Origin of the sequence: Sphingomicrobium astaxanthinifaciens, from assembly GCF_022865105.1 — a bacterium.
Lineage (GTDB): Bacteria > Pseudomonadota > Alphaproteobacteria > Sphingomonadales > Sphingomonadaceae > Sphingomicrobium > Sphingomicrobium astaxanthinifaciens.
The window spans coordinates 441,549-464,292 of record NZ_JAKNYM010000001.1; the positions used below are offsets into that span (position 1 = coordinate 441,549).

At 68.3% G+C, this 22,744-nt stretch carries 21 protein-coding genes, 1 tRNA gene and 1 pseudogene; 6 read left to right on the top strand and 17 right to left on the bottom strand.

Features of this window, described 5'->3' with window-relative positions:
• Positions 1 to 44 precede the first annotated feature (44 nt).
• From L8951_RS11695 to L8951_RS02175, 7 genes and pseudogenes are all read right to left on the bottom strand, one after another.
• A pseudogene (locus tag L8951_RS11695) lies at positions 45 to 485 on the bottom strand (DUF2793 domain-containing protein); the annotation flags it as partial.
• A 182-nt stretch (positions 486 to 667) separates the two neighbouring features.
• Entirely contained in the window at positions 668 to 2,203 is a 1,536-nt protein-coding gene (locus tag L8951_RS02150) for a PAS domain-containing protein (protein WP_244381357.1), read from the bottom strand.
• Positions 2,204 to 2,250: 47 nt separating this feature from the next.
• Complete coding sequence (folE, locus tag L8951_RS02155) at positions 2,251 to 2,865, bottom strand: GTP cyclohydrolase I FolE (RefSeq protein ID WP_244381358.1); 615 nt, start codon at positions 2,863 to 2,865, stop codon at positions 2,251 to 2,253.
• Between the two features lie 70 nt (positions 2,866 to 2,935).
• Positions 2,936 to 3,012, bottom strand: a tRNA-Arg gene (locus L8951_RS02160).
• 33 nt (positions 3,013 to 3,045) lie between these two features.
• Positions 3,046 to 3,870, bottom strand: a complete 825-nt coding sequence (locus tag L8951_RS02165) for a carbon-nitrogen hydrolase family protein (protein WP_244381359.1) — start codon at positions 3,868 to 3,870, stop codon at positions 3,046 to 3,048.
• 4 nt (positions 3,871 to 3,874) lie between these two features.
• Positions 3,875 to 4,132, bottom strand: a complete 258-nt coding sequence (grxC, locus tag L8951_RS02170) for a glutaredoxin 3 (RefSeq protein WP_244381360.1) — start codon at positions 4,130 to 4,132, stop codon at positions 3,875 to 3,877.
• Between the two features lie 39 nt (positions 4,133 to 4,171).
• On the bottom strand, positions 4,172 to 4,756 hold the full coding sequence (locus tag L8951_RS02175) for a ComF family protein (protein ID WP_244381361.1): 585 nt from the start codon (positions 4,754 to 4,756) through the stop codon (positions 4,172 to 4,174).
• 167 nt (positions 4,757 to 4,923) lie between these two features.
• On the opposite strand from L8951_RS02175, the gene L8951_RS02180 reads away from it, so the two are divergent.
• Both L8951_RS02180 and L8951_RS02185 read left to right on the top strand, forming a co-directional pair.
• The gene (locus tag L8951_RS02180) at positions 4,924 to 5,715 is read left to right on the top strand and encodes a methyltransferase domain-containing protein (RefSeq protein ID WP_244381362.1); all 792 of its coding nucleotides are present in this window, start codon (positions 4,924 to 4,926) and stop codon (positions 5,713 to 5,715) included.
• A gap of 86 nt (positions 5,716 to 5,801) precedes the next feature.
• Positions 5,802 to 5,981, top strand: a complete 180-nt coding sequence (locus L8951_RS02185; protein WP_407696384.1) for a Flp family type IVb pilin — start codon at positions 5,802 to 5,804, stop codon at positions 5,979 to 5,981.
• Positions 5,982 to 6,034: 53 nt separating this feature from the next.
• Here the strand turns inward: L8951_RS02185 and L8951_RS02190 are convergent, their stop codons facing one another.
• The 5 genes from L8951_RS02190 to L8951_RS02210 form a co-directional block, all read right to left on the bottom strand.
• Complete coding sequence (locus tag L8951_RS02190) at positions 6,035 to 7,504, bottom strand: M48 family metalloprotease (protein ID WP_244381363.1); 1,470 nt, start codon at positions 7,502 to 7,504, stop codon at positions 6,035 to 6,037.
• Positions 7,505 to 7,617: 113 nt separating this feature from the next.
• Entirely contained in the window at positions 7,618 to 8,559 is a 942-nt protein-coding gene (locus tag L8951_RS02195) for an acetyl-CoA carboxylase carboxyltransferase subunit alpha (RefSeq protein WP_244381673.1), read from the bottom strand.
• A gap of 37 nt (positions 8,560 to 8,596) precedes the next feature.
• On the bottom strand, positions 8,597 to 9,490 hold the full coding sequence (locus tag L8951_RS02200) for a tyrosine recombinase (protein WP_407696383.1): 894 nt from the start codon (positions 9,488 to 9,490) through the stop codon (positions 8,597 to 8,599).
• The gene (locus tag L8951_RS02205) at positions 9,487 to 11,295 is read right to left on the bottom strand and encodes a hypothetical protein (protein WP_244381364.1); all 1,809 of its coding nucleotides are present in this window, start codon (positions 11,293 to 11,295) and stop codon (positions 9,487 to 9,489) included. Before L8951_RS02205 ends, L8951_RS02200 begins: the two co-directional genes overlap by 4 nt.
• The gene (locus L8951_RS02210; RefSeq protein ID WP_244381365.1) at positions 11,279 to 11,443 is read right to left on the bottom strand and encodes a hypothetical protein; all 165 of its coding nucleotides are present in this window, start codon (positions 11,441 to 11,443) and stop codon (positions 11,279 to 11,281) included. The genes L8951_RS02205 and L8951_RS02210 overlap by 17 nt, the downstream gene beginning before the upstream one ends.
• Positions 11,444 to 11,491: 48 nt before the next feature.
• Here L8951_RS02210 and L8951_RS02215 point away from each other — a divergent pair, with 48 nt between their 5' ends.
• Complete coding sequence (locus L8951_RS02215; protein ID WP_244381366.1) at positions 11,492 to 12,031, top strand: shikimate kinase; 540 nt, start codon at positions 11,492 to 11,494, stop codon at positions 12,029 to 12,031.
• A complete protein-coding gene (aroB, locus tag L8951_RS02220) occupies positions 12,028 to 13,107 on the top strand; it encodes a 3-dehydroquinate synthase (RefSeq protein WP_244381367.1) in 1,080 nt (359 codons plus the stop codon). Before L8951_RS02215 ends, aroB begins: the two co-directional genes overlap by 4 nt.
• Here the strand turns inward: aroB and L8951_RS02225 are convergent.
• Genes L8951_RS02225 through radA form a run of 5 tightly spaced genes read right to left on the bottom strand, consistent with a single transcriptional unit; the run spans position 13,081 to position 18,543 of the window.
• Positions 13,081 to 14,904, bottom strand: a complete 1,824-nt coding sequence (locus L8951_RS02225) for a monovalent cation:proton antiporter-2 (CPA2) family protein (protein ID WP_244381368.1) — start codon at positions 14,902 to 14,904, stop codon at positions 13,081 to 13,083. The two genes, aroB and L8951_RS02225, sit on opposite strands and share 27 nt — an antisense overlap.
• A complete protein-coding gene (locus L8951_RS02230; protein ID WP_244381369.1) occupies positions 14,904 to 15,332 on the bottom strand; it encodes an iron-sulfur cluster assembly scaffold protein in 429 nt (142 codons plus the stop codon). Before L8951_RS02230 ends, L8951_RS02225 begins: the two co-directional genes overlap by 1 nt.
• The gene (gene cysS, locus L8951_RS02235) at positions 15,317 to 16,633 is read right to left on the bottom strand and encodes a cysteine--tRNA ligase (protein WP_244381370.1); all 1,317 of its coding nucleotides are present in this window, start codon (positions 16,631 to 16,633) and stop codon (positions 15,317 to 15,319) included. The genes L8951_RS02230 and cysS overlap by 16 nt, the downstream gene beginning before the upstream one ends.
• Positions 16,630 to 17,136 (bottom strand): CvpA family protein, encoded by a 507-nt coding sequence (locus tag L8951_RS02240; RefSeq protein ID WP_244381371.1) that lies wholly within the window; start codon positions 17,134 to 17,136, stop codon positions 16,630 to 16,632. Before L8951_RS02240 ends, cysS begins: the two co-directional genes overlap by 4 nt.
• Positions 17,137 to 17,175: 39 nt before the next feature.
• The gene (gene radA / locus L8951_RS02245; RefSeq protein ID WP_244381372.1) at positions 17,176 to 18,543 is read right to left on the bottom strand and encodes a DNA repair protein RadA; all 1,368 of its coding nucleotides are present in this window, start codon (positions 18,541 to 18,543) and stop codon (positions 17,176 to 17,178) included.
• A gap of 66 nt (positions 18,544 to 18,609) precedes the next feature.
• Here radA and L8951_RS02250 point away from each other — a divergent pair, with 66 nt between their 5' ends.
• Positions 18,610 to 19,857 (top strand): MFS transporter, encoded by a 1,248-nt coding sequence (locus L8951_RS02250; RefSeq protein WP_244381373.1) that lies wholly within the window; start codon positions 18,610 to 18,612, stop codon positions 19,855 to 19,857.
• A 205-nt stretch (positions 19,858 to 20,062) separates the two neighbouring features.
• Complete coding sequence (locus L8951_RS02255; RefSeq protein ID WP_244381374.1) at positions 20,063 to 22,738, top strand: EAL domain-containing protein; 2,676 nt, start codon at positions 20,063 to 20,065, stop codon at positions 22,736 to 22,738.
• Positions 22,739 to 22,744: the final 6 nt, after the last annotated feature.

Genomic DNA, 22,744 nt, shown 5'->3' on the forward strand with positions numbered 1-22,744 from the left:
ACCACCACGAGCGAGTGCAAGCGCGACCTCGCGTAGCTGTTGCCCTAACGCATCACCATGCTGGCAAAAGCACTCATGCGTGCAGCGCCCGAGCGTGGCACGCTCATTCGGCGATGATCCGATGGTCGCGCCAGGCGGCAAGGATCGCGGTCACCGCGGCACGGACCTCGACGTCGATCACGCTCCCGCCCGAAACGTCGGCAATCGCCCCGGCGGCAGGGCCAAGGTCCGATCACCAGCCATTGTCCCGCACGAAGGACGAAGGCGCCGGGCGCATCGCTTCGCCGGGAGTGGAACCCCTCTGCTGGCATGACGAAGCGCCAGCCGCCGGCGGTGTAGAGCGCCATCGCCCCGTCCATCAATACAAAGTCGTTCGTGGCTCCGGTAGCGACGAGGTAGCAGCTTCCCGCCTGCGGCGTGGCTGACGGTGCTGCCAGCGGTTGGGCATCGACGACAGGCTGGACGAAGAGATTAAGCAGCAGGAGCGCCTCATTGTGCGTTCATCCGCGACCGCCTCGCGACCGTGACCCCGCCCATGGGAGACCTCCTGCCGTGATGGGACAACAGAAAGCCGCCTCGCGGCGGGTTCGACAGTCCGCTGGGGACCGATTCGTTGACGATGACTTTTAGATACCTACACAGCGTGACGATGTCGAGCAGTCTTTGCCTATTTGGTTACCTTGGCGAGCGGCAAGCTCATGTTCACCTGCAGGCCCTCGGCCCGCCAGTCGCGCTCGAAAGTCCCGTGCAGTTGGCGTTCGACGCTGGTCGCGAGCAGGTCACTGCCAAAGCCCTCCTGCTCGGGCGCCGACACCGCCGGCCCGCCATGCTCTCGCCAGCGCAGCGTCAATTGGTCGTCATGCCGCTCGATGACCAGGTCGACCTGTCCCGTCTCCTCGCTGAGCGCACCATATTTGACCGCGTTGGTCGCCAATTCGTGGAACGCCAGCGCGATCGGGGTCACGGCTTGCTCGCGGATCGCCACATCGTCGCCGTGCACGCGCACGCGGTCCTGATCGGCCTCGGCATAGGGCGCGAACAGGTCGGTCAGCACTTGGCGCAGGCTGGTCGGTTCGGCCGCGACGCTCGACAGGGGGCGGACATAATTGTGCGCACGCCCGAGCGCGTTGATCCGATCCCCAATCGAGGTCGCGACCTCGCTCATTTCTGGATTCTTCCGGCTCGCGAAACTCACCAGCCCGGTGACGACCGAGAAGATGTTCTTGATCCGGTGGCTCAGTTCGCGCGTCAACAACGCATGGCTCTCGACCAGCCGGCGATTGTCGTCGATGTCGGTGTTGGTGCCAAACCAGCGGATCACCGCGCCATCGCGGCGGTGGACCGGCAGACCCCGAGCCAGGGTCCAGCGATATTCCCCGTCATGGCGCCGGATCCGATATTCGGTTTCATAGGCCTCGCCGCGCCGGACCGCGTCGGCCCAGGCCGAGGCGGCGGTCCCGCGATCGTCGGGATGAACCGCGTCGATCCAGCGGTCTCCATCATGCGATCCGGGTGCGACTCCGGTAAATTCGTACCAGCGCCGATTGAAATAGTCGGCTGCGCCCTCGGCGTTGGTCGACCAGGCCATCTGCGGCAGGGCGTCGGCGAGACTGTCGAACTGCAATTGGCTCTCGCGCAGCAGCCGCTGGGCTTCCGCGCGACCCGCGGTCATCTCGAGTTCGCGGCGCCGGGCGTCGAGCCGTCGCATCACCGCTCGCGCCAGGACGAGCAGCCTCTCTCGCTGGAGCGGCGTCAACCCGCTGCGCGGTTCGGGCGAGATCACGCACAGCGCCCCCATTGGGGCCCCTTCGGCGGAGACCAGCGGCGCGCCCGCGTAAAAGCGGATTTGGGGCTCGCCCGTTACCAGGGGATTGTCAGCGAACCGCGCGTCGCGCGTGGCGTCGGGAATTTCGAAGATTCCCCCTTCCACCATCGCATGCTGGCAGAAACTCACCTCGCGTGCTGTCTCCTCGAGCGCCACGCCCTGCCGAGACAGGAAGCGCTGGCGTTCGGCCTCGACCAGCGTGACCAGCGCGATCGGCGCCTCGCAAAGCGATGCCGCGAACCCGCTCAGCGCATTGAGTTCGTCATCATCGGCCAGGCTATCCGCATCATAGCGTGCCAACATGCCGAGGCGTGCCGCTTCGCCATCGTCGCCGCGATAGGCGGGTTGGCAGACAAAGGGATCGAGCGACGCAACCATGACGCGGTTCGGCTACCGCGTCTTGGGCAGGCAGGGAAGGGAACACCTCAATAGCCCATCAGCGCGAGGACTTCCTTGCGGCTGCGTTCATCCTTGCGGAACGTGCCCATCATGCGGCTGGTCGTCATCATCACCCCTGGCGTGTTGACCCCGCGCGCGGTCATGCAGGCGTGGCTGGCCTCGATCACGACCGCCACGCCCTTGGGCTGGAGATGCTCCCAGATGCAGTCCGCGATTTGCGCGGTCAGCCGTTCCTGGACCTGCAGCCGACGGGCATAGCCGTGCAGCACCCGCGCCAGCTTGGAAATGCCGACCACGCGGTCCTCCGGCAGGTAGGCGATCGACGCCTTCCCGATGATCGGCGCCATGTGGTGCTCGCAATGCGACTGGAAGGGAATGTCGCGCAGCAGCACGATCTCGTCATATCCGCCGACTTCCTCGAACGTTCGCGACAGATGCACGGCGGGATCCTCGTTGTACCCCCTTGCATATTCGGCCCAGGCGCGCGCCACGCGTCGGGGCGTATCGAGCAATCCCTCGCGGTCGGGGTCCTCGCCGGCCCAGCGCAGCAGGGTCCGGACGGCCTCCTGGACAGTCTCGGGAACGTCGATCTTGGTCGGGGCGCTGACGAGGTCGCCAGCGGTCGGGCTCGGGTCGGTCATGGCGGGTGCATAACGGCTCCGCGCCGCCTCCGCCAGTGGGCGAAGGGCTGCCACGCCCGATGAGGTCGAATGGTGGCCCCGGCAGGATTCGAACCTGCGACCTGCAGTTTAGGAAACTGTTGCTCTATCCTGCTGAGCTACGGAGCCACGCCCTCCCCTTACGGAGGCGCGCCTTCGGGATCAATCGTCGATCGCCGGGATCGTCCGTCGATGTCGCAGCGACGGGATGGCGGCGCGACACCGCTCGACCTGCGACAGGTCGATCTCGCACGCCGCCACGCCCGTATCGGTGCCCATGTCGAGGAGGACCTCGCCCCAAGGATCGCAGACCAGCGAATGGCCGTAGGTCTCGCGCCCGTCCTCATGCTTGCCGCTTTGCGCCGGCGCGATGACGAACAGCCCGTTCTCGATTGCGCGCGCGCGCAGCAGGACTTCCCAATGCGCCTGTCCCGTCGGCACCGTGAAGGCGGCCGGCACGGAGAGCGAGACCGCGCCGGCATCGGCGAGCCGCGCGTGCAGCGCGGGAAATCGCAGGTCATAGCAGATCGTCAGCCCCAGCGCCCCGATCGGCGTCTCCCGCGCGAGCACCGCGCGCTCGCCGGCGGCGTAGACCGCGCTTTCGCGCCAGCTCTCGCCGGTCTCGAGATCGACATCGAACAGGTGCAACTTGTCATAGCGCGCCCTGATCTCCCCCGTCTCGTCGATCACGAAGGCGCGATTGACCCAGCGGCCATCGCCGCGGTCAAGCGCCAGCGAGCCCAGCTGGATCCAGATACGGCTTTCACGCGCAAGACGGCGGGCGATCGCGAGGGTCGGGTCGGCGTCCTCGGTGCGGATCGTCGCGGCCGCGCGGCGGCGATCGCGATCGAGCAGCCCGGTCATCTCGGGCGTGAACAGGATGCGCGCTCCCAGCCCGCTGGCCGCGCCGATCGCTTCGGCGAGCGCGGCGGCATTCTGGTCGGGGTCGATCCCGCTGCAGGCCTGGAACAGCGCGATGCGGGCCATGGCCTCAGGCCGCGAGCCGCTCGTCAAGTTCGCCCTTGCGCTCGAGCGCGAACATGTCGTCGCACCCGCCGATCGGCTCATCGTTGATAAAGATTTGCGGTACCGTGGTCCCGCCACCCGAGCGCTCGATCATTTCGGCGCGCTTGGCCTCGTCGCGGGAGATCTCGTATTCCTCATAATCGATCCCCTTCATGTCGAGGAGGCGCTTTGCGCGGATGCAAAACGGGCAGGTCGCCTTGGTATAGATTTCGACTTTTGGCATGTAATCCTCTTCACTTTCGCGACCAACGCACCGTCGCGGCTATCGCACCACGCGCGACCAGACGATCGTCTCGACCCGCCGCACCCCGACGCGATGTAGGGCACTGGCGCAAGCATTCAACGTCCCCCCGGTGGTCCGCACGTCGTCGACGAGGATGACCGTACGCCCTTCGACCAGCGAGCGGGTGGCCACGAAGGCGCCGCGGACCTGCGCCTGGCGCTGGCGCACGGTCATCTGGCGCAACGGGCGGGTGGCCCGGGTCCGCTCGAGCGCGCGGCTCGACCACTCATGGCCCGTGCGCGCCGCCAGCGCGGCCGCCAGCAGCCCCGCCTGGTTGAACCCCCGGTGCCAGATCCGCCAGCGGTGCAGCGGCACGGGGACGAGCAGCGGCGCGTCGGTCCTTCCCGCCGCCAGGCGCCGCGCCATCGCCGAGGCCATCGTCCGCGCGAGCGCGACGCGCCGCCCATGCTTCAATTTCATCGCCAGCTGCCGCGATACCTCGCCATAGGTCGTCGCCGCCCAGCAGGCCTCGATCGGTCCCGGCGCGGCAAGGCAGGCGGCGCAATCCTCGGCGTCGGTCGGCTCGAGCGGCAGCGCGCACCGCGTACAGCACCGCTCGGTCAACCAGTCGACACTGACAAAGCAGGACGCGCAAAACTCCCCGACCCCGGCACGATGTCCCCGCAGCCGGCGCAGCGCGGCGGCAACACGAGATCGAGCAGCAGACGTGGCAAGGCGAGGTCCGTCATCGCTCCCTTGTCGCGCGCGCGCCCATCTTGCACAAGCCGCCCATGCCGAACCTGTTCGATTCCGACCTTCGCGCCCTGCGGCGTGCCCGCGCGTGGCGACTTGGCCCCCCCGCCTTTCTCGCCGATCGCGTGATCGAGGACATGACCGACCGGCTGGCGGCGATGAACCGCCCGTTTCCCCGGGCGCTGCTCATCGGGACGCTCGCCGGCGCCGCGCTCGACCGCTTCGCGCCGTTCGTCGATCGGCTCGATCGGGTCGATCCCAGCGCCCTCGTTGCCGAACACACCGACGCTCGCGCCATCGCGGAGGACGCGCTCGACGCGGTCGGCACCTATGACCTCGTCATCGCGCTTGGGACGCTCGATACCGTCGCCGACCTGCCCGAGACGTTGACCCGCCTGCGGCTCCTGCTCAAGCCCGATCGGCCTTTGCTCGGGGTCATGCCCGGGGGCGAGACGCTGCCGGTGCTGCGGCGCGTCATGCGCGCTGCCGACCGCGTCACCGGGCGCGCCAGTCCGCACGTCCATCCGCGGATCGAACCCGCCGCGCTGGCCGACCTGCTCGCGCAAGCCGGGCTGGTCATGCCCGTGGTCGATATCGACCGTCTCCGGCTTGCCTATCGCGGGCTTGGCGCGCTGCTGAGGGACCTGCGCGCGGCGGGCGCGACCAACCTTCTTGCCGAACGCGATCGCAAGGCGCTCGACCGCCTTGCCTACCGCGCCGCATCGGACGCCTTCGCGCAGGAAGCGGACGCATCGGGACGAACGGTCGAGACCTTCGAGCTGCTCCACTTCCACGGCTGGAGCCCGGGCGCGGCCGACACCGTGCTCTAGCCCGGGTTAACCACCCCGCCCCGACACTTCCTTAACCCTTTCTGGGTAAACATCGCCGCGTGGACCAGACCAGAAGGAGGATGGCGGTGGCTATCCGAAAGCTTTTTCGCACCCTCACGCTTAGTGAGCGCGGTGCGACGGCCATCGAATATGGCCTGATCGCGGCGTTGATCGTCATTGCTGTGATGGGCGGGCTAAGCGCGCTCGGCGGCGGCTCGGGCGGCATGTGGGGCGACCTCGGCGATATCGCCAACGAACACCTCTAAAGCCCGGTAGGCCGCGCCCGGGGCGCAACCCGACCGATCCGCTCTCGTCGGCGCTACCGCCGGCCGTAAACCACCAGTTTCACCTTCTGTCCGGGGGTGAGTGTGCTGCCGCTGTCCATCGAATTGAGCACGAGGAACCGCTCGAGCTGGTAGTTGTTGTAGGCCATCCGCCGCGCAAGCGACTGGGGGGTGTCGCCGCGCTGGACCGTCACAATGTCGATCACGCGGGGACGGATCGCGGCCGCTTCCTGCGCGCTGATCGGTCGCAGCGATCCGACCATTCCCGAAAACGGCCCGATACCCTGTCCGGCCGGGGTCAGCATCGCAAAATGGTAGGCGGTGTCAGCGTCCCAGCGATAGGCCATCACCGACAGGTCGACTGCCCCGTTGCCGCTATTGACCCGCGTGGTGGTATAGGCGGCGGGAATGCCGTTGACCGTGGTCGTGCGCGGCTGCGGAATGCTGACCGGCGCCTGCTGCCCGACGATCCCGCGAATGACCCCGGCGATATAGGTGTCGAGATTGCCGTTGAACGGAGCAAGGCTGAACTGCGCCTGTCCCGACTGGCCCATGATCGACACCGCGCGCGTCCCGTTCTGCATCCGGAAACCGGTCGGGATCCGGAATTGCAGGCGCAGGTCGGGGTGGGTGAAGGTTCGCCCGTCGACAATCCCTTGCGCGGGGTCGTCATCGACCATGATCCCCTCGATGCGCGACAGGAACTCATCGCGATCGCGGATCCCGCTCCCGGCGCGCCCGGTCTGCCGCGCCAACTCGATGGCGCGCGCGGTCCGGTTTTCGCTCAGGGGGTGCGTGCGCGCCCATTCGGGGGTCGAGCGGGTGTCATTGCCCTGGAGCCGCGCCTCGAGCGCCGATGCGCGGCCGAGCGAGTTGAGCATCGAGGCGGCCGCGAGCGGGTCATAGCCTGCCGCCGACATGTAGCCGATCCCGAGCGTATCCGATTCATATTCCTGCTCGCGGCTGTAGCTCAGCGTGTTCAGCGTGGCATATTGCTGCGCGCCCTGCGCAAGCAGGTTGCCAAGCCCGCTATCGCCGCCGATCACGCTGCCCGCGATCGCGCCGAGCACCCCGAGCACCGAATTGCGCTGCGCGCGCGCCTGCCGAGCCTGGCTATGGTCGGCAGCGATATGCCCGACCTCGTGACCGAGCACGAAGGCCAGTTCGGCCTCGTCCTCCATCAGCCCAAGCAACTCGCGGGTCACATAGATCCGGCCGCCCGGCACCGCGAAGGCGTTCTCGACCGGCGCGTTGAGCGTCGTGAAGCGATAGGCCGCAGCGGCGTTGGGGGTCGCCGATCGCACCGCCACGGTGTCGCCGACCTGCTCGACATAGGCGCCGAGCGATCCGCCGAGCGCGCCACCGAATTCGGCGACGACGGCGTCATGCTGGCGCTCGGCAATCTGCGCTTCCTGGGGCGAGATCGCCGGGTCGGCGATCGGCGTGGCGCAGGAGGCAAGGGCGAGGCTGCTCGCGCTGGTCAGGATAGTTGCAAAAAGGCGCATCGACACTCTCCGACATGGACCGTCATCCGCGCGCCCTATCCGGGCGCCGGTTCTGACGCATCAACCTAAATCGGAAAGCCTTGGTTCCTCGGCTGCTCGAACGTGCCGCCCGATCAGCTCATGCTGAGGAACTTGAGCCGGCGCTGTCGCCGCAGTTCCTCGGCGCTCATCGTCCCGAGCGTGGCCAATTCCTCGGCGATCGCGCGCTTGAGCGTTTCCATCGCGCGAGAGGGATTGCGGTGCGCCCCGCCTTCGGGTTCGGGGACGATCCGGTCGATCACCCCCAGCCGCTCGAGGTCATTGGCGGTGATCCGCATCGCCTCGGCCGCCTCGGCCGCCTTGTCCGCGGTGCGCCACAGGATCGAGGCGCATCCTTCGGGCGAGATCACCGAATAGACGGCATGCTCGAACATCAGCACGCGGTTGGCGGCCGCAATCGCGATCGCGCCCCCCGAGCCGCCCTCGCCGACGATCGTCGCGACCATCGGCACCTTGAGTTCGAGGCACTGCTCGGTCGCGCGGGCGATCGCCTCGGCCTGCCCGCGCTCCTCCGCCTGCACCCCGGGAAAGGCACCCGGCGTGTCGACCAGCGAGACCACCGGCAGCCCGAACCGATCGGCCAGCCGCATCATCCGGATCGCCTTGCGATAGCCCTCGGGCTTGGCCATCCCGAAATTATGCTTGAGCCGGCTCGCCGTATCGGCCCCTTTCTCGTGCCCGATCAGCATCACCCGGCGCCCCTCGATCCGGGCCAGCCCGCCGACGATGGCGGCATCCTCGGCAAACGCCCGGTCCCCCGCGAGCGGGACGAAGTCCTCGGCGATCCCCGCGACATAGTCCTTGAAATGGGGGCGCTCGGGGTGCCGCGCGACCTGCGCCTTCTGCCACGGCGAAAGCTTCGAATAGGTGTCGCGCAGGAGGCGCGAGGCCTTCCCCTCGAGGCGTTCGATGTCGCTCGACAGGTCGACATCGCTCTTGGTGGCGGTCTCGCGCAATTCGGCGACGCGGGCTTCGAGTTCGGCAATCGGCCGCTCGAAATCGAGATAGCTGCTCATCATCGACTTCGCGCCTAGCGCCCCTGCCTTGTCGCCGTCAATCGCTCTCGCCGCGATGCCGCCGGGCCAGCGGATGGCGCTCGTTGACGAGTTCGACCAGCCGCCGACTGTCGACATGGGTATAGATCTGCGTGGTGGCGATGTCGGCGTGCCCCAGCAGCGCCTGTAGCGTGCGCAGATCGGCGCCGCCCTCGAGCAGGTGCGTGGCGAAGGCGTGACGCAACACGTGCGGGCTGACCCGCTCGGGCGCGATGCCGACGCGCGCGGCCATCGCCCGGACGATCTGGAACAGCCGCACCCGCGAAAGGGGGCCCCTGCCGCCCGGGAACAGCCACGGCGAATCGTCCGCCCCGTCGAGCCAGTTCGCGATCGCCCGGTGCGCGGCGTCGGAAATCGGCACGAGCCGCTCTTTCTCGCCCTTCCCGCGCAGGATCAGGAAGGGGTCGCTGCGCCGCACCGAGCGCCGCGGCAGGCTCACGAGCTCGCTTGCCCGCAGCCCCGATCCATAGAGCAGTTCGAGCAGCGCGTGGTTGCGCCGTGCGAGCGGCGCGCCCGCGACGGCGCGCTCGGCGGCATCACTGAGCATCGCCGCGACTTCCTCGGTCGACAACAATCGGGGGAGCGGTCGCTTGACCTTGGGCCGCGGCAACCCATCCGACGGGTCGTCGGCGCGCAGCCCCTCCTCGACGAGGAAGCCGTAAAAACGGCGCAGGGCGCTTGACCGGCGCGCCACCGTTGCGGCGGCCAGCGCGGTCCACTGCCCCCCCAGCGCTTTGAGCGCTTCGGCATCGGCCGCGCCGAGCGACCCGAGCACCGCCGCCGCTGCCGCCAGGTCGCCGCGATAGGCCGCCAGCGTGTGGCGCGAGGCGCCGGCCTCGGCGGCGAGCATGTCGCAGAAGCGATCGACCAGCGCGCGGTCGTCGGGGCTCACAGCCGCGCGATCGCCTCGGCTGCGATCATGCGCGCGAGGAAGTCCTGCTCCACCGCCACCAACGCGGCGACGATGTGCCGGAGGTAGAGCGGGGGAATGCCATCGATGTCGGCCGCCTGCAGCGCGGTGGCGGCGAGCAGGATCACCGTCGCACCCTCGCCGCGCGCTGCGGCGGCATCGAGCATCCGCGTGAGGCGGGTCTCGCCATCGAGACCGAACTTCTCGTCGTCGCTGATCCGGCTGGCGAGCGCGGGATCGATCCGACCGAGTCCTGCGAGCATCGCGACCAGCATCGCGCTGCGCGGCTTGCCGTCGGCCTCGTCGCGGGCGACGAAGTCGCGCAGCCGGTCGGCTCCCAGCCCCAGCCCGTCGACCTGCGGCAGCGCCAGCACCAGCTGCGCCCAGGCGGAATCGGCCTCGGCCTCGTCCATCGCCACGATCGTCGGGCCCCAAGCTGCGGCCTGTTCGACAAAGCCGGAAGTGAGCATCGCGGCGATCAGGTCGCTCGCGGCATCGGCATGACGATCGGACGGCGTGATCTGCGCGGCCGCCAGCGCGGTCGCCGCGCGCGAGGCGAGCCGCTCGTGCGGACCCTCGCCGATCGACCAGAAGTCGCGCATCGCCGCAATGCGGTCGGCCTCGCTGCGCGCGACGAAAGTCCGCCGCAACTGGAATGCCTCGCTCGCACCTCTCTCCTCAGGCGGCAGATAATCATAGTCGACCGCGTAGAGATCGACCAACGCCTGTCCCGAAAAGACGCCCAGCCCGGTGGCGGTACGGGCGAATGGGAGCCGCTGCGACGAGGTGAGCAGCGGGGCTCTCGCGGCCCACGCGGCCACGCGCGGTCTCGCGCCCTGCATCAGTCGGTCCGGGGGCAACAGCCCGGTCGCGCCGGCCAGCCCGAAACGCCAGCTGTTGAGGCGATCGACGCTGTCCCACTCGAGGGTCACCGCCCGCCCCGTGCCGGCACCGGCGCCCACCAGCTTGTCGACCAGCGCCAGGTCGATCGCATCGGCCTCGCCGCCGCGGCGCGCGCGCGCGATCGCGTCGGAGGCGATTTCGGGTTGCGCCGACAGCGCCGCGCACATCGCCCGGACGAGCGGCTCGGCATCGGGCTCGGCATCGTCGAGCCGGGGCGCCACCGGGCAGGCCGCGGCCGGGTCGGCGGTCGCCAGCGCCACCTGCAGCGCGACCTGCGCGAGCTTGGCGGAAAAACGATCGGGGTCCGTCCCCGCGAGCAGCAGTCGCGCCGCGTCGGCTTCCCCCATGCGCAGCAACAACCACGCGCGCTCGGCCAGCCAGTCCTGCATCTCTACCTCGCGCGGGGCGGGCGCTTCGGCAAGCAGCGCGTTGCGCAGCGCGATATGCCCCCAGCGCGAGGCCAGCGGCACATCGAGGCGGCGCATCAGCGTCTTGTGGGACAGCCCCTCGACCGTCCCCCACGGCGCCTCGCCGGCAAAGCCAAAGGCGGCATTCGAGGCGGCGAACACGCCGGCGGTCTCGAGCGCGTCGGGCGCCTCCTCGGTGGTCGGCGCGGTGTCGGCCCGCGCCTCCCCTTCCAGCGCCTGCACGCTCGGCTCCTCGATCGGATCGGCGATGGGGTCGGACCCGGCGACCGACCGGTCGCGCGGCTCGGGCACGGGGCGGGAGGGCGCCGGGCGCGGCGGGCTCGTCGGAGCCGGCGGCGGCGTCTCGAAACCTGGTGGCAGAAGCGATTCGGGGGTTTCGGGTGCTGCCACCGCGGCGCTCAGCGCGAGGAGGCTGCCCGCGCCCGCGAACAGCCAGCCGCTATTGCACATCGCCACCGAGAACGACCTCTTCCTCGATGGTCTGCACCGGCTCTTCCGAAGCCATGCTCGAGAACAGAAAGAGTGCGCCGACGATCAGCGCGATGACGAGGGCGAGGATGAACGGCCCCTTGGGGCGGCGTTTCTTGGGTCCGGCAAGGTTCATGAGACAGGCTTTTGCCTTAGCGCGCGCAGACAGTATAGCCCCTTCTCGATGACACATCGTCTCGCCTCCCGTCTCGACCGCTCGGTCGTCCTCGTCGGCCTCATGGGTGCGGGCAAGTCGACGGTCGGGCGCCGGCTTGCCCGTCGCCTCGGTCTCGACTTCGTCGACAGCGACGATGCGATTGCCGATGCGTCGGGCTATTCGGCCGCCGAAGTATTCGAGCGGTTCGGGGAAACCGAGTTTCGCGATGGCGAACGTCGCCTCGTGGCGCGACTGGCGGGCGGCCCCGTTTGCGTAATTGCGACCGGGGGCGGCGCCTTCGTCGACCCCCAGACGCGCACATTGCTCAACCGCGACTGCATCACCGTCTGGCTCGATGCCCCGATCGAGATCCTTGCCGAGCGCACCGGTCGGCGCGATACGCGTCCGCTGCTGCGCGGGGGCGGGCGCGAGCAGAAATTGCGGCAATTGCTCGAGCAGCGGCGTAAGCTCTATGCCGAGGCCCATCTGCGCATCGAGAGCAGCAAGAGCGCGCATGTCGACGTTGTCGATCGCATCATCGCGGCCCTGGAAGAGCATCTGGCATGAAGCGCATTGAGGCCCCCGCGCGCGACGACGACCGCTATCCGGTCCTGATCGGGCCGATGGCCTCGGCGGTCGCGGCGCTCGGGCTGGACGCCGCCAAACGTCCGTTCGCCTGCTTGTCCGATGCGCGGGTCTTCGGTCTGCACGGCGATCGCCTCGGGCAACTTGTCGCACTCGACCCCTTCCTGCTCCCCGAAGGCGAGGCGGCCAAATGCTGGGACGAGCTCGAGCGGGTCATCGGCTTCCTGTCCGCGCGCAACCACCAGCGATCGGACCCGATCCTCGCGCTCGGAGGAGGTGCGGTGGGCGATCTAGCGGGGCTCGCCGCCGCGCTCTACCGCCGCGGCGTCCCGGTGATCCACCTCCCCACGACGCTGCTCGCGCAGGTCGACAGCAGCGTCGGCGGCAAGACTGCGATCGACGCGGAGGGACAGAAGAACCTCGTCGGTGCCTTCCATCCGCCGCAAGCGGTCATCATCGATCCCGAGGTCCTGCGCACGCTCGATGCGCGCCAGTGGCGTGCGGGGCTTGCCGAAACCGTCAAATATGGGCTGATCGGCGACAGCGAATTCTATGCCTGGCTGGTCGATGGCGGCGCTCGGCGGCTCGAAACCCTCGACAGCACTGCCGCCAGCCATGCGATCGCGACTGCGGTCTCGATGAAGGCCGACCTCGTCGCCGGCGACCTCGAGGACCGCGTTGGGCGCCGGGCGCTCCTCAATCTCGGGCACAGCTTCGGGCATGCGATCGAAGCGCTCGCTGGACTCGGTTCCATCCTGCACGGCGAGGCGGTGGCGATCGGGATGGTGCTCGCCGCCAGCTTCAGCGTCGCCAGTGGTCACCTCCCCGCCGCCACCGCCGACCAGATCGCCCGCGATCTTGCCGCCCTCGGGCTGCCGACCCATCTGGGCGACGCCGGGCTCGACGGGCGCGGGGGCGATCTCCTCGCCCCGATGCGTCACGACAAGAAAAACGAGGACGGTCGGCTCACGCTCGTCCTCCTGCGCGCGATTGGCGAGGCATTCCTCGCCCGCGACGTGGCCGAAGACGCGCTAGCGGCCTTCCTCGCTCGGCTTTAGCTTGCCGTCGGGGCCCATCGGCTGGCCTTCCTTGAACATGCGTTCCTTCCCGGCGTGCAGGTCGCCGGTCTTGCTCTGGCGTTCGAGCCGCTCGGCATCGAGGTTGCGATATTCGCGCTCGACCCGCTCGGCCTCGTCCTGCGAGAACCCCAGCTCGGTCAGCGCGGCCTTGCCCATGAGGACCGCGCTTTCGAACAGCTCCCGGACACAAAAGGCGAGGTCGAGCCCGTCGAGCGCCATGCTGTGCCGTCGATCGTAGCTCCGTACCATCAGCGCGGCTTGCGGGAAGGCTTCGGCGACCGCCTCCAGCGCTTCGCTCGCGACGTCGTCGCGATCGTTGCAGAACAGGATCGCGCGCGCATTTTCCGCGCCGGCGGTACGCAGCAGGTCGAGCCGCATCCCGTCGCCGTAATAGACCTTGAAACCGAACTCTTCGGCGATATCGATCTGATCGGCGTCCTTGTCGATCAGCGTGACGCCGATCTTCTTCGCCATGAGCATCTGCGACACGGTCTGCCCGAAGCGCCCGTAGCCGACCACGATGACCTGCCCCTTGGGCGCCGCCTCGGGCCCTTCGCGCTCTCCCGCCCCTTGGGAATGGCGCGCTTCGAGGCGGTCGATCAGCATCATCAGCAGGGGAGTCGTGGCCATGGTGAGCGTAATCACCGCCCCGAACAGCGACACGCCCTCGGGCGCGACCAGCTGCGCCTGCATCGCCTGCGCCAGCAGGACGAAACCGAATTCGCCGGCCTGGCTCAGGAGCAATCCGAGCCGCAACGCGCCGAACAGGTTGAGCCCGAAGGCGCGCCCGAGGCCGCTGATCATAACCCCTTTCACCACCACGATCCCGACCGCGCACAGGATGACGGTGCCCGGCCGCGCCGCGATCACCCCGAGGTCGAGCATCATGCCGACGGACAGGAAGAAGAAGCCGAGCAGGATCGATCGGAACGGTTCGACGTCGCTCTCGAGCTCGTGTCGGTAGGGGCTCTCGGCGAGCATCACCCCGGCGACGAAGGCCCCGAGCGCGGTCGACAGGCCGAGCCAGCTCATCAACGCGGCCGCACCGACCACGGTGAACAGCGCCGCGACCACGAACAGTTCGCGCTCGCCCAGCCGCCCGATCACCCGGAAGAAGGGGTTGATGACGAAGCGCCCCGCCACGATCAGGCCGATGATCGCCCCGACCGTGTAGAGGGCGAGGGTCACCCCGCCCGGGTCGCTCGGATCGGCCGGTGCCCGGCTCAGCGCCGCAATCAGCGTGAGGAGCGGGACGATGGAGATGTCCTGGAGCAGCAGGACCGAGAAGGCGCGTTCGCCATGCGGCTGGTGCAATTCCCCCGTCGAGCGCAGCATCGGCAGGACCTGCGCGGTGGAGGACAGCGACAGGCTCATCCCGATCGCCAGCCCCGCTTCCCAGCTGAAGCCGAGCACGAGATGCGCCAGCGCCGACAGCGCCAGCCCGCAGCTCAGGACCTGCACCACCCCGAGCCCGAAGATGTCCCGGCGCAATCGCCACAATCGACTGGGATTGAGTTCGAGCCCGACGATGAAGAGGAGAAGGGCGATCCCGAATTCGGAGATCGACATGATGTTTTCGGCATTGCCGACCAAACCGAGCACGAACGGCCCGATCATCGCGCCGCCGACGATATAGCCGAGCGTCGCCCCCAGGCCGAGACGCCGGAACAGTGTGACGAAGACGAGCGCGGCGCCGAGCATGATCGCGCCATCGAGCAGCAATTCGCCGGTAAAGGCGTGCGCGCCGCCCTCTTCACCCCCGCTCGGTGCCGCCATTACAAGTCCTCCATTGCCCTCGCCAACGCTCTGAAGGGCAAAAGGATCGCGCCATGCCGACCGGGCCGCTCGCGCGCCGGAGCGAGCGCTGCCATCCCCGGCCAGTCGGGCGCCAGCGCGCTGGAGCCGTTGAGCCAGTCCTCGATGGCGATCAGCGCACCCTCGGCCGCGGCCCGGTCGCATCCGCGCGCATGCGCCAGCATCAACGCGGCGGCGGCCTGCCCGTAGGCACAGGCCGAGACCTGCGCGGCAATCTCGGTGACGCGGCCCTGCTCGGCGCGCAGCGTCAGGGCGATCGTCGCCCCGCAGGTCGGCGAGCGCAGGCTGGCACTGGCGTCGGGCGCGGCGATGGGCGGCAGGTCGGGCAGCCCGGCGGCCAGCCTGAGAATTTCCTTGGTATAGGCCGGCGGCTTCACCCCCGCCGCCATGTCGTTCCCTCGGGACCGTCCTCGAGGACGATGCCATCGGCCGCCAGCTCCTCGCGGATCCGGTCGGCGGTCGCGAAATCACGCGCCTGCTTGGCCGCCGCGCGCGCGGCGATCTGCTCCTCGATCGCGGCGGCCTGCGCCGCGTCCGCGCCCTGGAACCATTCGTCCGCACTGCCCTCGAGCACGCCCAGCAGCATGGCCGAGGCCTTGAGGCTGCCGGGATCGTCGACCTGCCCCAGCCGCGCCAGCGCGAGCGGGGTGTTAAGGTCATCGCGCAACGCGTCGATGACCGCCGGGTCGGGCGCCGTGGCCGTCGCGTCGCCGACCTTGCGGTAGAGCCCGTCGAGCGTCGCCTTGGCTTGCTCCACCAGCTTCCCGCTCCACGGCAGCGGCTGGCGATAATGCGCCGACAGTAACGCGAAGCGCAGCGTCTCTCCCTTGTGCTCCTTCAGGAGCTGCTCGGGGGTGATGATGTTGCCGAGCGACTTGGACATCTTCTCCGCGCCCATGTCGACGAAGCCGTTGTGCATCCAGTAACGCGCGAGCGGCGCGCCGCCATGCGCGCACCGGCTTTGCGCGATCTCGTTCTCATGATGCGGGAAGACGAGGTCGAGCCCGCCACCGTGGATGTCGATCGTCTCGCCCAGATGCGCGGCGATCATCGCCGAGCATTCGATATGCCAGCCGGGTCGCCCGCGGCCCCACGGGCTGTCGAAGCCGATGACATCTTCGGCCGAGGGCTTCCAGAGGACGAAGTCGGCCGGATCGCGCTTATAGGGTGCCACCTCGACTCGTGCCCCGGCGATCATCGCGTCGCGATCGCGCCTCGACAAGCCTCCGTAATCGGGGTCGCTGTCGACCGCGAACAATACATGCCCTTCGGCCTCGTAGGCGTGCCCCTCGGCGATCAGCCGCTCGATCATCGCCACCATCACGGGGACTTCATGCGTCGCATGCGGCGCAAGGTCGGGCGGCGTCACGCCGAGCGCGCCGGTATCTTCCAGATAGTGCGCCTCGTTGCGGGCGGTGATGACCGCCGGCTCGACCCCTTCGTCCGCGGCCTTCTCGATGATCTTGTCGTCGATGTCGGTGACGTTGCGCGCATAGACGAGGCTGTCGGCGCCGTAGTCGTGGCGGATGAGGCGGGCCAGCGTGTCGAACACCACGGGCGGGCGCATGTTGCCGATATGCGCGCGACCGTAGACGGTGGGGCCGCACACGTACATCGTGATGCGCGTCGGGTCGGCGGGTACGAATTCGCGCTTCTCGCGCGCCATCGTGTCGTGCAGGCGAATGGTCACAGCAGTCCTTCCTCGCGCTGCGTTTCGACGAGATCCACCGTCGCGCGCGCGCTGGCGTTGAGCAAGGGATAGGTCCGTGCCTCGCGCATCCATTCGGGGCGCGGTGCATCGGCACCGTAGAAGATATCGGTCGCGAAGCTCGCGATGAGGAACAGCACCGTCGCGGTCACCAGCCCCTTGAGCATCCCGAAGAGCCCGCCCAGCAGCCGGTCGACCGGCCCGATCAGCGATCGCCGCGTGCGTCCGCCCAGCTTTTGCGCGAGCAGCCGGACCACGAGATAGGCGGGCAGGAACAGGAGCACGAAGGCGGCGACCATGATGCCGCTTTCGCTGTCCATGTGCGGCGCGAGCAGCGCGCTCGCCGGCGCGTGTCCGAACTTCACCGCCAGGACCGCGGCGACCCAGGCGCCGAGTGAGAACACTTCCTGCACAAATCCGCGCACGAAACCGAGCAACGCGCCGCCGCCCAGCAGGATCAGGATGAGGATGTCGAGTGCTGTCATCGCGCCCCGGCTAGCCCGTCGTGCCCCAGTGCGCCAGCCCTAACGGCCCAGCAGCTTGTCGGTCAGCGCGCCGAGCCGCGCGAAGCCGTCGCACGCCATGCCCCCCGCCGGATCGACCCCGCCGGGTACCCAGGCCCGCTCGAATCCGAGCTTGCTGGCTTCCTTGAGCCTGAGCCCGGCATGCGCGACCGGGCGCAGTTCGCCCGAAAGCGCGACTTCGCCGAAGGTGATCGTTCCCGCCGGCAGCGGCCGTTCGGACAGGGCGGAAACGAGCGCGGCGGCCACCGCGAGATCGGCCGCCGGGTCGTTCAACCGATAGCCGCCCGCCACATTGAGATAGACTTCGACATTGGCAAAACTGATGCCGCAACGCGCCTCGAGCACCGCGAGCAGCATCGCCAGCCGCGCCGAATCCCACCCCACTGCCGAGCGACGCGGGGTGGCCCCGCTCGCCAGCCGTACCGTCAGCGCCTGCAGTTCGACGAGCACCGGCCGTGTCCCCTCGAGCGCGGGAAAGACGGTCGTGCCCGACACTTCCTCGCCGCGTTCGGTCAGGAACAACGAGGAGGGATTGCCCACCTCCTCGAGCCCCTCGGCCTCCATCGCGAACACCCCGATCTCATCGGTCCCGCCGAAGCGGTTCTTGATCGCCCGGAGGATGCGATATTGGTGGCTGCGCTCGCCCTCGAAGCCGAGCACCGTGTCCACCATGTGCTCGAGCACGCGCGGGCCCGCGATATTTCCGTCCTTCGTGACGTGCCCCACCAGGATCAGCGCGCAGCCTTTCTCCTTGGCGAAACGGACCAGTTCGTGGGCCGAGGCGCGGACCTGGCTCACCGTTCCCGGCGCCCCTTCGATCATGTCCGAGTGCATGGTCTGGATCGAATCGATGACGAGGAACGCGGGCGGGTCGCCCTCGCCCAGCGTTGTCAGGATGTCGCGGACCGAGGTGGCCGCGGCGAGCCGTACCGGTGCCTCGCCGAGCCCCAACCGAAGCGCGCGCCGCCGCACCTGGTCGGCGGCCTCTTCGCCCGAGACATAGATCGTCTCACGCCCGCTGCTCGCCAGCCGCGCGGCGACCTGCAACAGCAGCGTCGACTTGCCGATCCCCGGGTCGCCCCCGATCAGCGTGGCGGAGCCGGGGACCAGCCCGCCGCCGAGCGCACGATCGAATTCGGCGATCCCCGTCCGCATCCGCTCGGGGATGGTGACCTCGTCGTCGAGCCCCACCAGCTGGATCCGGCGACCGCCCCCCTGCAGATTATGCTTCTTGGCGAAGGTCGTCGCGACGACCTCGGCGTCCTCGACCAGCGTGTTCCACTCGGCACAATCGACGCATTGTCCCTGCCAGCGCGAGGTCACCGACCCGCAAGCCTGGCAGACATATCTCTTCTTGGGTTTGGCCATCGGCGCCACGCTAGCCACCCGCCAGCGCCCTTGTCGAGCGCCAATTTGGCCCCTAACGCCAAGCGCATGAGCTGGCTTCCCGACCCTTTTCGCATCGCAAATTTCCGCGCTTTCTGGTCTGCCCGGCTGCTCGCCACCCTGGCCCAGCTGGCGATGGTCACCGCGATCGAATATCAGGTCTATACGCTGGCGCGTGAAACCATGAGCATCGAGGCCGCCGCGCTGCGGCTCGGGTTCATCGGATTTATCCAGTTCGTCCCGCTGTTCTTCCTCACGCCCTTTTCGGGCTGGGCCGCCGACACGATGGACCGTCGCACCATCGCCCGGCTGGCCATCGTCATCGAGATCGGCAGCGCGCTGGCGCTCGGGCTGACGACGGCCGCGGGGATCATCAGCCTGCCCATCATCTACTTCGTCGCCATCTTCGTCGGCATCAGTCGGGTGCTGATGGGGCCTTCGATGGGGGCGCTGGCCTCGAACATCGTGCCCCGCGACCTCCTGCCCAGCGCGATCGCGCTGTCCTCGATCGCCTGGAAGGGCGCGACCATCGCCGGACCCGCCATCGCGGGCTACCTTCTCGCCGTGTCGATCGAGACCGCCTATTTCTTCGCCGTCGCGCTCTTCCTCCTCGCGATCATCGCGCTGTTCCTCATCAGCCATGTCGACCAGCAAAAGTCCGACCGCCGCAACGGGCCCATCGCCCAGGTCGTCGCCGGCATCCGCTATGTGCGCGAAAACCGTCTCGTCCTCGGCGCTATCAGCCTCGACCTGTTCGCCGTGTTGCTGGGCAGCGCGGTCGCGCTGTTGCCCATTTTCGCCACCGACATTTTCAACGGCGGGCCCGACCTGTTCGGCCACCTGCGCGCCGCCCCCGCGGTCGGCGCGGTGGCTGCCGCCCTCTACTTCGCGGTTCGCCCGCTCCGGCACGACGTCGGCGTCAAGATGCTGATCGCGGTCGGCATCTTCGGGCTCGCGACCATCGGCTTCGCCTTCTCGCGGTCGATCATCCTCACCTTCGGGCTCCTCGTGGCGATCGGGGCATCCGACATGCTCAGCGTCTATGTCCGTTCCTCGCTCATCCAGCTCTACACGCCCGACGAGATGCGTGGCCGCGTGGGCGCCGTCTCGACCTTGTCGATCTCGGCCTCGAACGAGCTGGGCGATGCCGAAAGCGGGTTGATGGCGAGCCTGTTCGGGCCGACCACCGCCGCCTTCGTCGGTGGTCTTGGCGCGATTATCGTCGTCGCTGTCTGGGCAGTCGTGTTTCCCGAACTGCGCCGCGCCAAGACCTTCGAGCCACCCGACAGCAGGTGATGTGGATGGCTGATCCAGGTTGCCAAAGGCGGAGTTAACCCCGCCGATAAAGCCTCGAACATCGACCTCGCCCGCGCCGCTCTCCCGCCGTTTCTGCGCGCCAGCGCAGGCAAACGCCTATGGCTAACACAGCGCTAACCGGCGCCGTATAGCGGCTCGTTAACCCTTGCTGCCCTATGGTGCGCCGCGAAAGGGGTGGCATCACATGCGCAGCCAGCGAATGGCCTTGCATCAGTCGAAAGAGATCAACGCCAGCGCGACCATTCGCGAGGCTTTGTCGTTCGACGTGCGCCCGGCCCATGACGATGGCGAGGCAATGATCGCCGAGCAGCGCGTGCAGCAGCTCGGCCATATCCCCCTCCTGCTCGGGCTGACCCACCTGTTCGGGTTCGTCCATTATTTCATCGAGGGGGTGAGCCGCGACCCCCGGCTCCACCTTGCCATCCTCATCGGCCTGCTATGCGCCGACATCATCGCGCTCGGCGTGCTGCTCTTCCAGCGGCGGATCAGCCTTGCGCCATCACGCGCGATCCAGCTGCTCGGTGCCTATGCCGCTTTCTGTGCGGCGGGTTGGGCCTATCTGGCGACCTGCGTCTTCCACGACCTCAATGGCGGCAGTCCGCTGGTCGCCGCCATCGTGATCGGCGGCGGGGTCGTGGCGATGGCGATCGCGGCGATCGGGGCGCCCGCGCTGGCGATCCTCATGGGCCTGTCGGCGACCGTGTCGGCAGCTGTGTTCAAGGTGGACGAGGTCGTCATCCTCGGCCTGTCGCTGACCATCATCGTCGTCACCGCATACGCGACCTTCTCCGCGCGCACGATGATCGCCACCGCCCGTCGCCGGCTGATCCTCGATCGTGAAGCGCACCAGGCGCTGCGCTTCGTCACCGAGTTTGAAAGTTCGGGACGCGGCTGGTTCTGGGAAACCGACGCGACCGGCACGCTGTCCTATGTCAGCCGCCAGCTCGCCGAGGACTTCGACTGCGATCCATCGGATCTACTCGGTCGCCGTTTCACCGACCTGCTGTCGATCGACACCGCCACCGACGAGGAACATTTGCGCGAGGAGCGCACCCTCGGCTTCCACCTCTCGGCGCGCTTCCCCTTCGCCGATGTCGTGGTGCGCGCCGCGCGCGACGAGGATGTGCTCTGGTCGCTTTCCGGCAACCCCATCTTCAACGAGAATGGCAAGTTCATCGGGTTTCGCGGTATCGGCGCCGACCTGACCGAACAGCGTCGCAACGAACAGGAAATCAGTCGCCTCGCGCGCTTCGATAGCCTCACGAGCCTGCCCAACCGCGCCATGATGCGCCAGACGCTCGACGAAGCGCTGCGCAACGCGGCGCGCCGCCAGAAAGGGTGCGCGCTCTTTCTCATCGATCTCGACCGCTTCAAGAACGTCAACGACACGCTCGGCCATCCGGTCGGCGACAAGTTGCTACGGCAGGTCGCGCAGCGGCTTACCCGCGTGCTTGGCAACCACGGGCAGGTCGGCCGCCTCGGCGGCGACGAATTCAAGGCGGTGCTGCCCGGCGCGGTCGAGACAGGGCTGCTCGAACGCCTCGCCACGCTGATGATCGAACAGGTCTCGCAGCCCTATCAGATCGAAGGCCACCGCGTGACCATCGGCGCCTCGATCGGCATCGCCATCGGCGACCCCGGGCGCGCCTGTGCCGACAGCCTGACGCGCAATGCCGACCTCGCGCTCTATGCCGCCAAGGCCGCTGGGCGCGGCAAGCACTGCTTCTTCGAACCCTCGATGCACTCCGAGGCCACCGATCGCCAGCGCCTCGAGAACGACCTGCGCGGCGCGCTCGAACGCCATGAACTTGAGGTCCACTACCAGCCCATCGTGCGCGCCTCGTGCGAGGATCTGATCGGCTTCGAGGCGCTGGTGCGCTGGATCCACCCGGTCCGCGGCCCGATTTCGCCCGACCTGTTCATCTCGATCGCCGAGGAATGCGGGTTGATCGGCCGCCTCGGCGATTTCGTGCTCGAGACCGCCATCGCCACCGCCGCGCAATGGCCCGAGAATATTCGCATCGCGGTAAATCTCTCCCCGATCCAGTTCAACGATCCTAAGATCTGCGAAAAGATCGCCACGCTCCTGACCGCTAACGGGATGCGCGCCGAGCGGCTCGAGCTGGAAATCACCGAGGGCGTGTTCCTCGCCGAAGGCCAGGCCACCGACGAGACGTTCCAGCGCCTCAAGAATATCGGCGTGCGCCTCGCGCTCGACGATTTCGGCACCGGCTACTCCTCGCTCGGCTATCTCAAGACCGCGCCATTCGACAAGATCAAGATCGACCAGAGCTTCGTGCGCGGCGCCTCGAACCCTCACAGCCGCAACAGCGCCATCATTCGCGCCATCGTCGCGCTCGCCGAGAGCCTCGGGATGGACACCACGGCGGAGGGGGTCGAGACCCACGACGACCTCAATCTCATCCGCGAACTCGGCTGCAGCCAGGTCCAGGGCTACATCTTCGGCAAGCCGTGCAACGCCGACCGCGCGTTTGAGATGGTCAAGCGCGCCTCGGTGTCCCCCGAGGGCCACCAGAATACGCGCGAACCGCGTCACCGCCTCATGCGCCGCGGGCTCATCATGCTCAACAACCAGCCGGTGGAAATCCGCCTACGCAACATCTCGGCGATGGGGGCCCTGATCGAATGTTCGGTCCCGGTCGCCCCGGGCACCGAGTTGACGATCGACATCATCGGCACCGGGCCGGTCGTGGGCACCGTGCGCTGGGCGCAGGCAGGGCGCTTCGGGGTCCAGTTCGACGAGACCTTCAACCTCACCCGGCTCGCGCCGCCGCGCAAGAAATCACCGGGGATCGAACCGCTGAACTCGCCCTTCTACGTCGATCGCCGCACCGGTTGATTCACG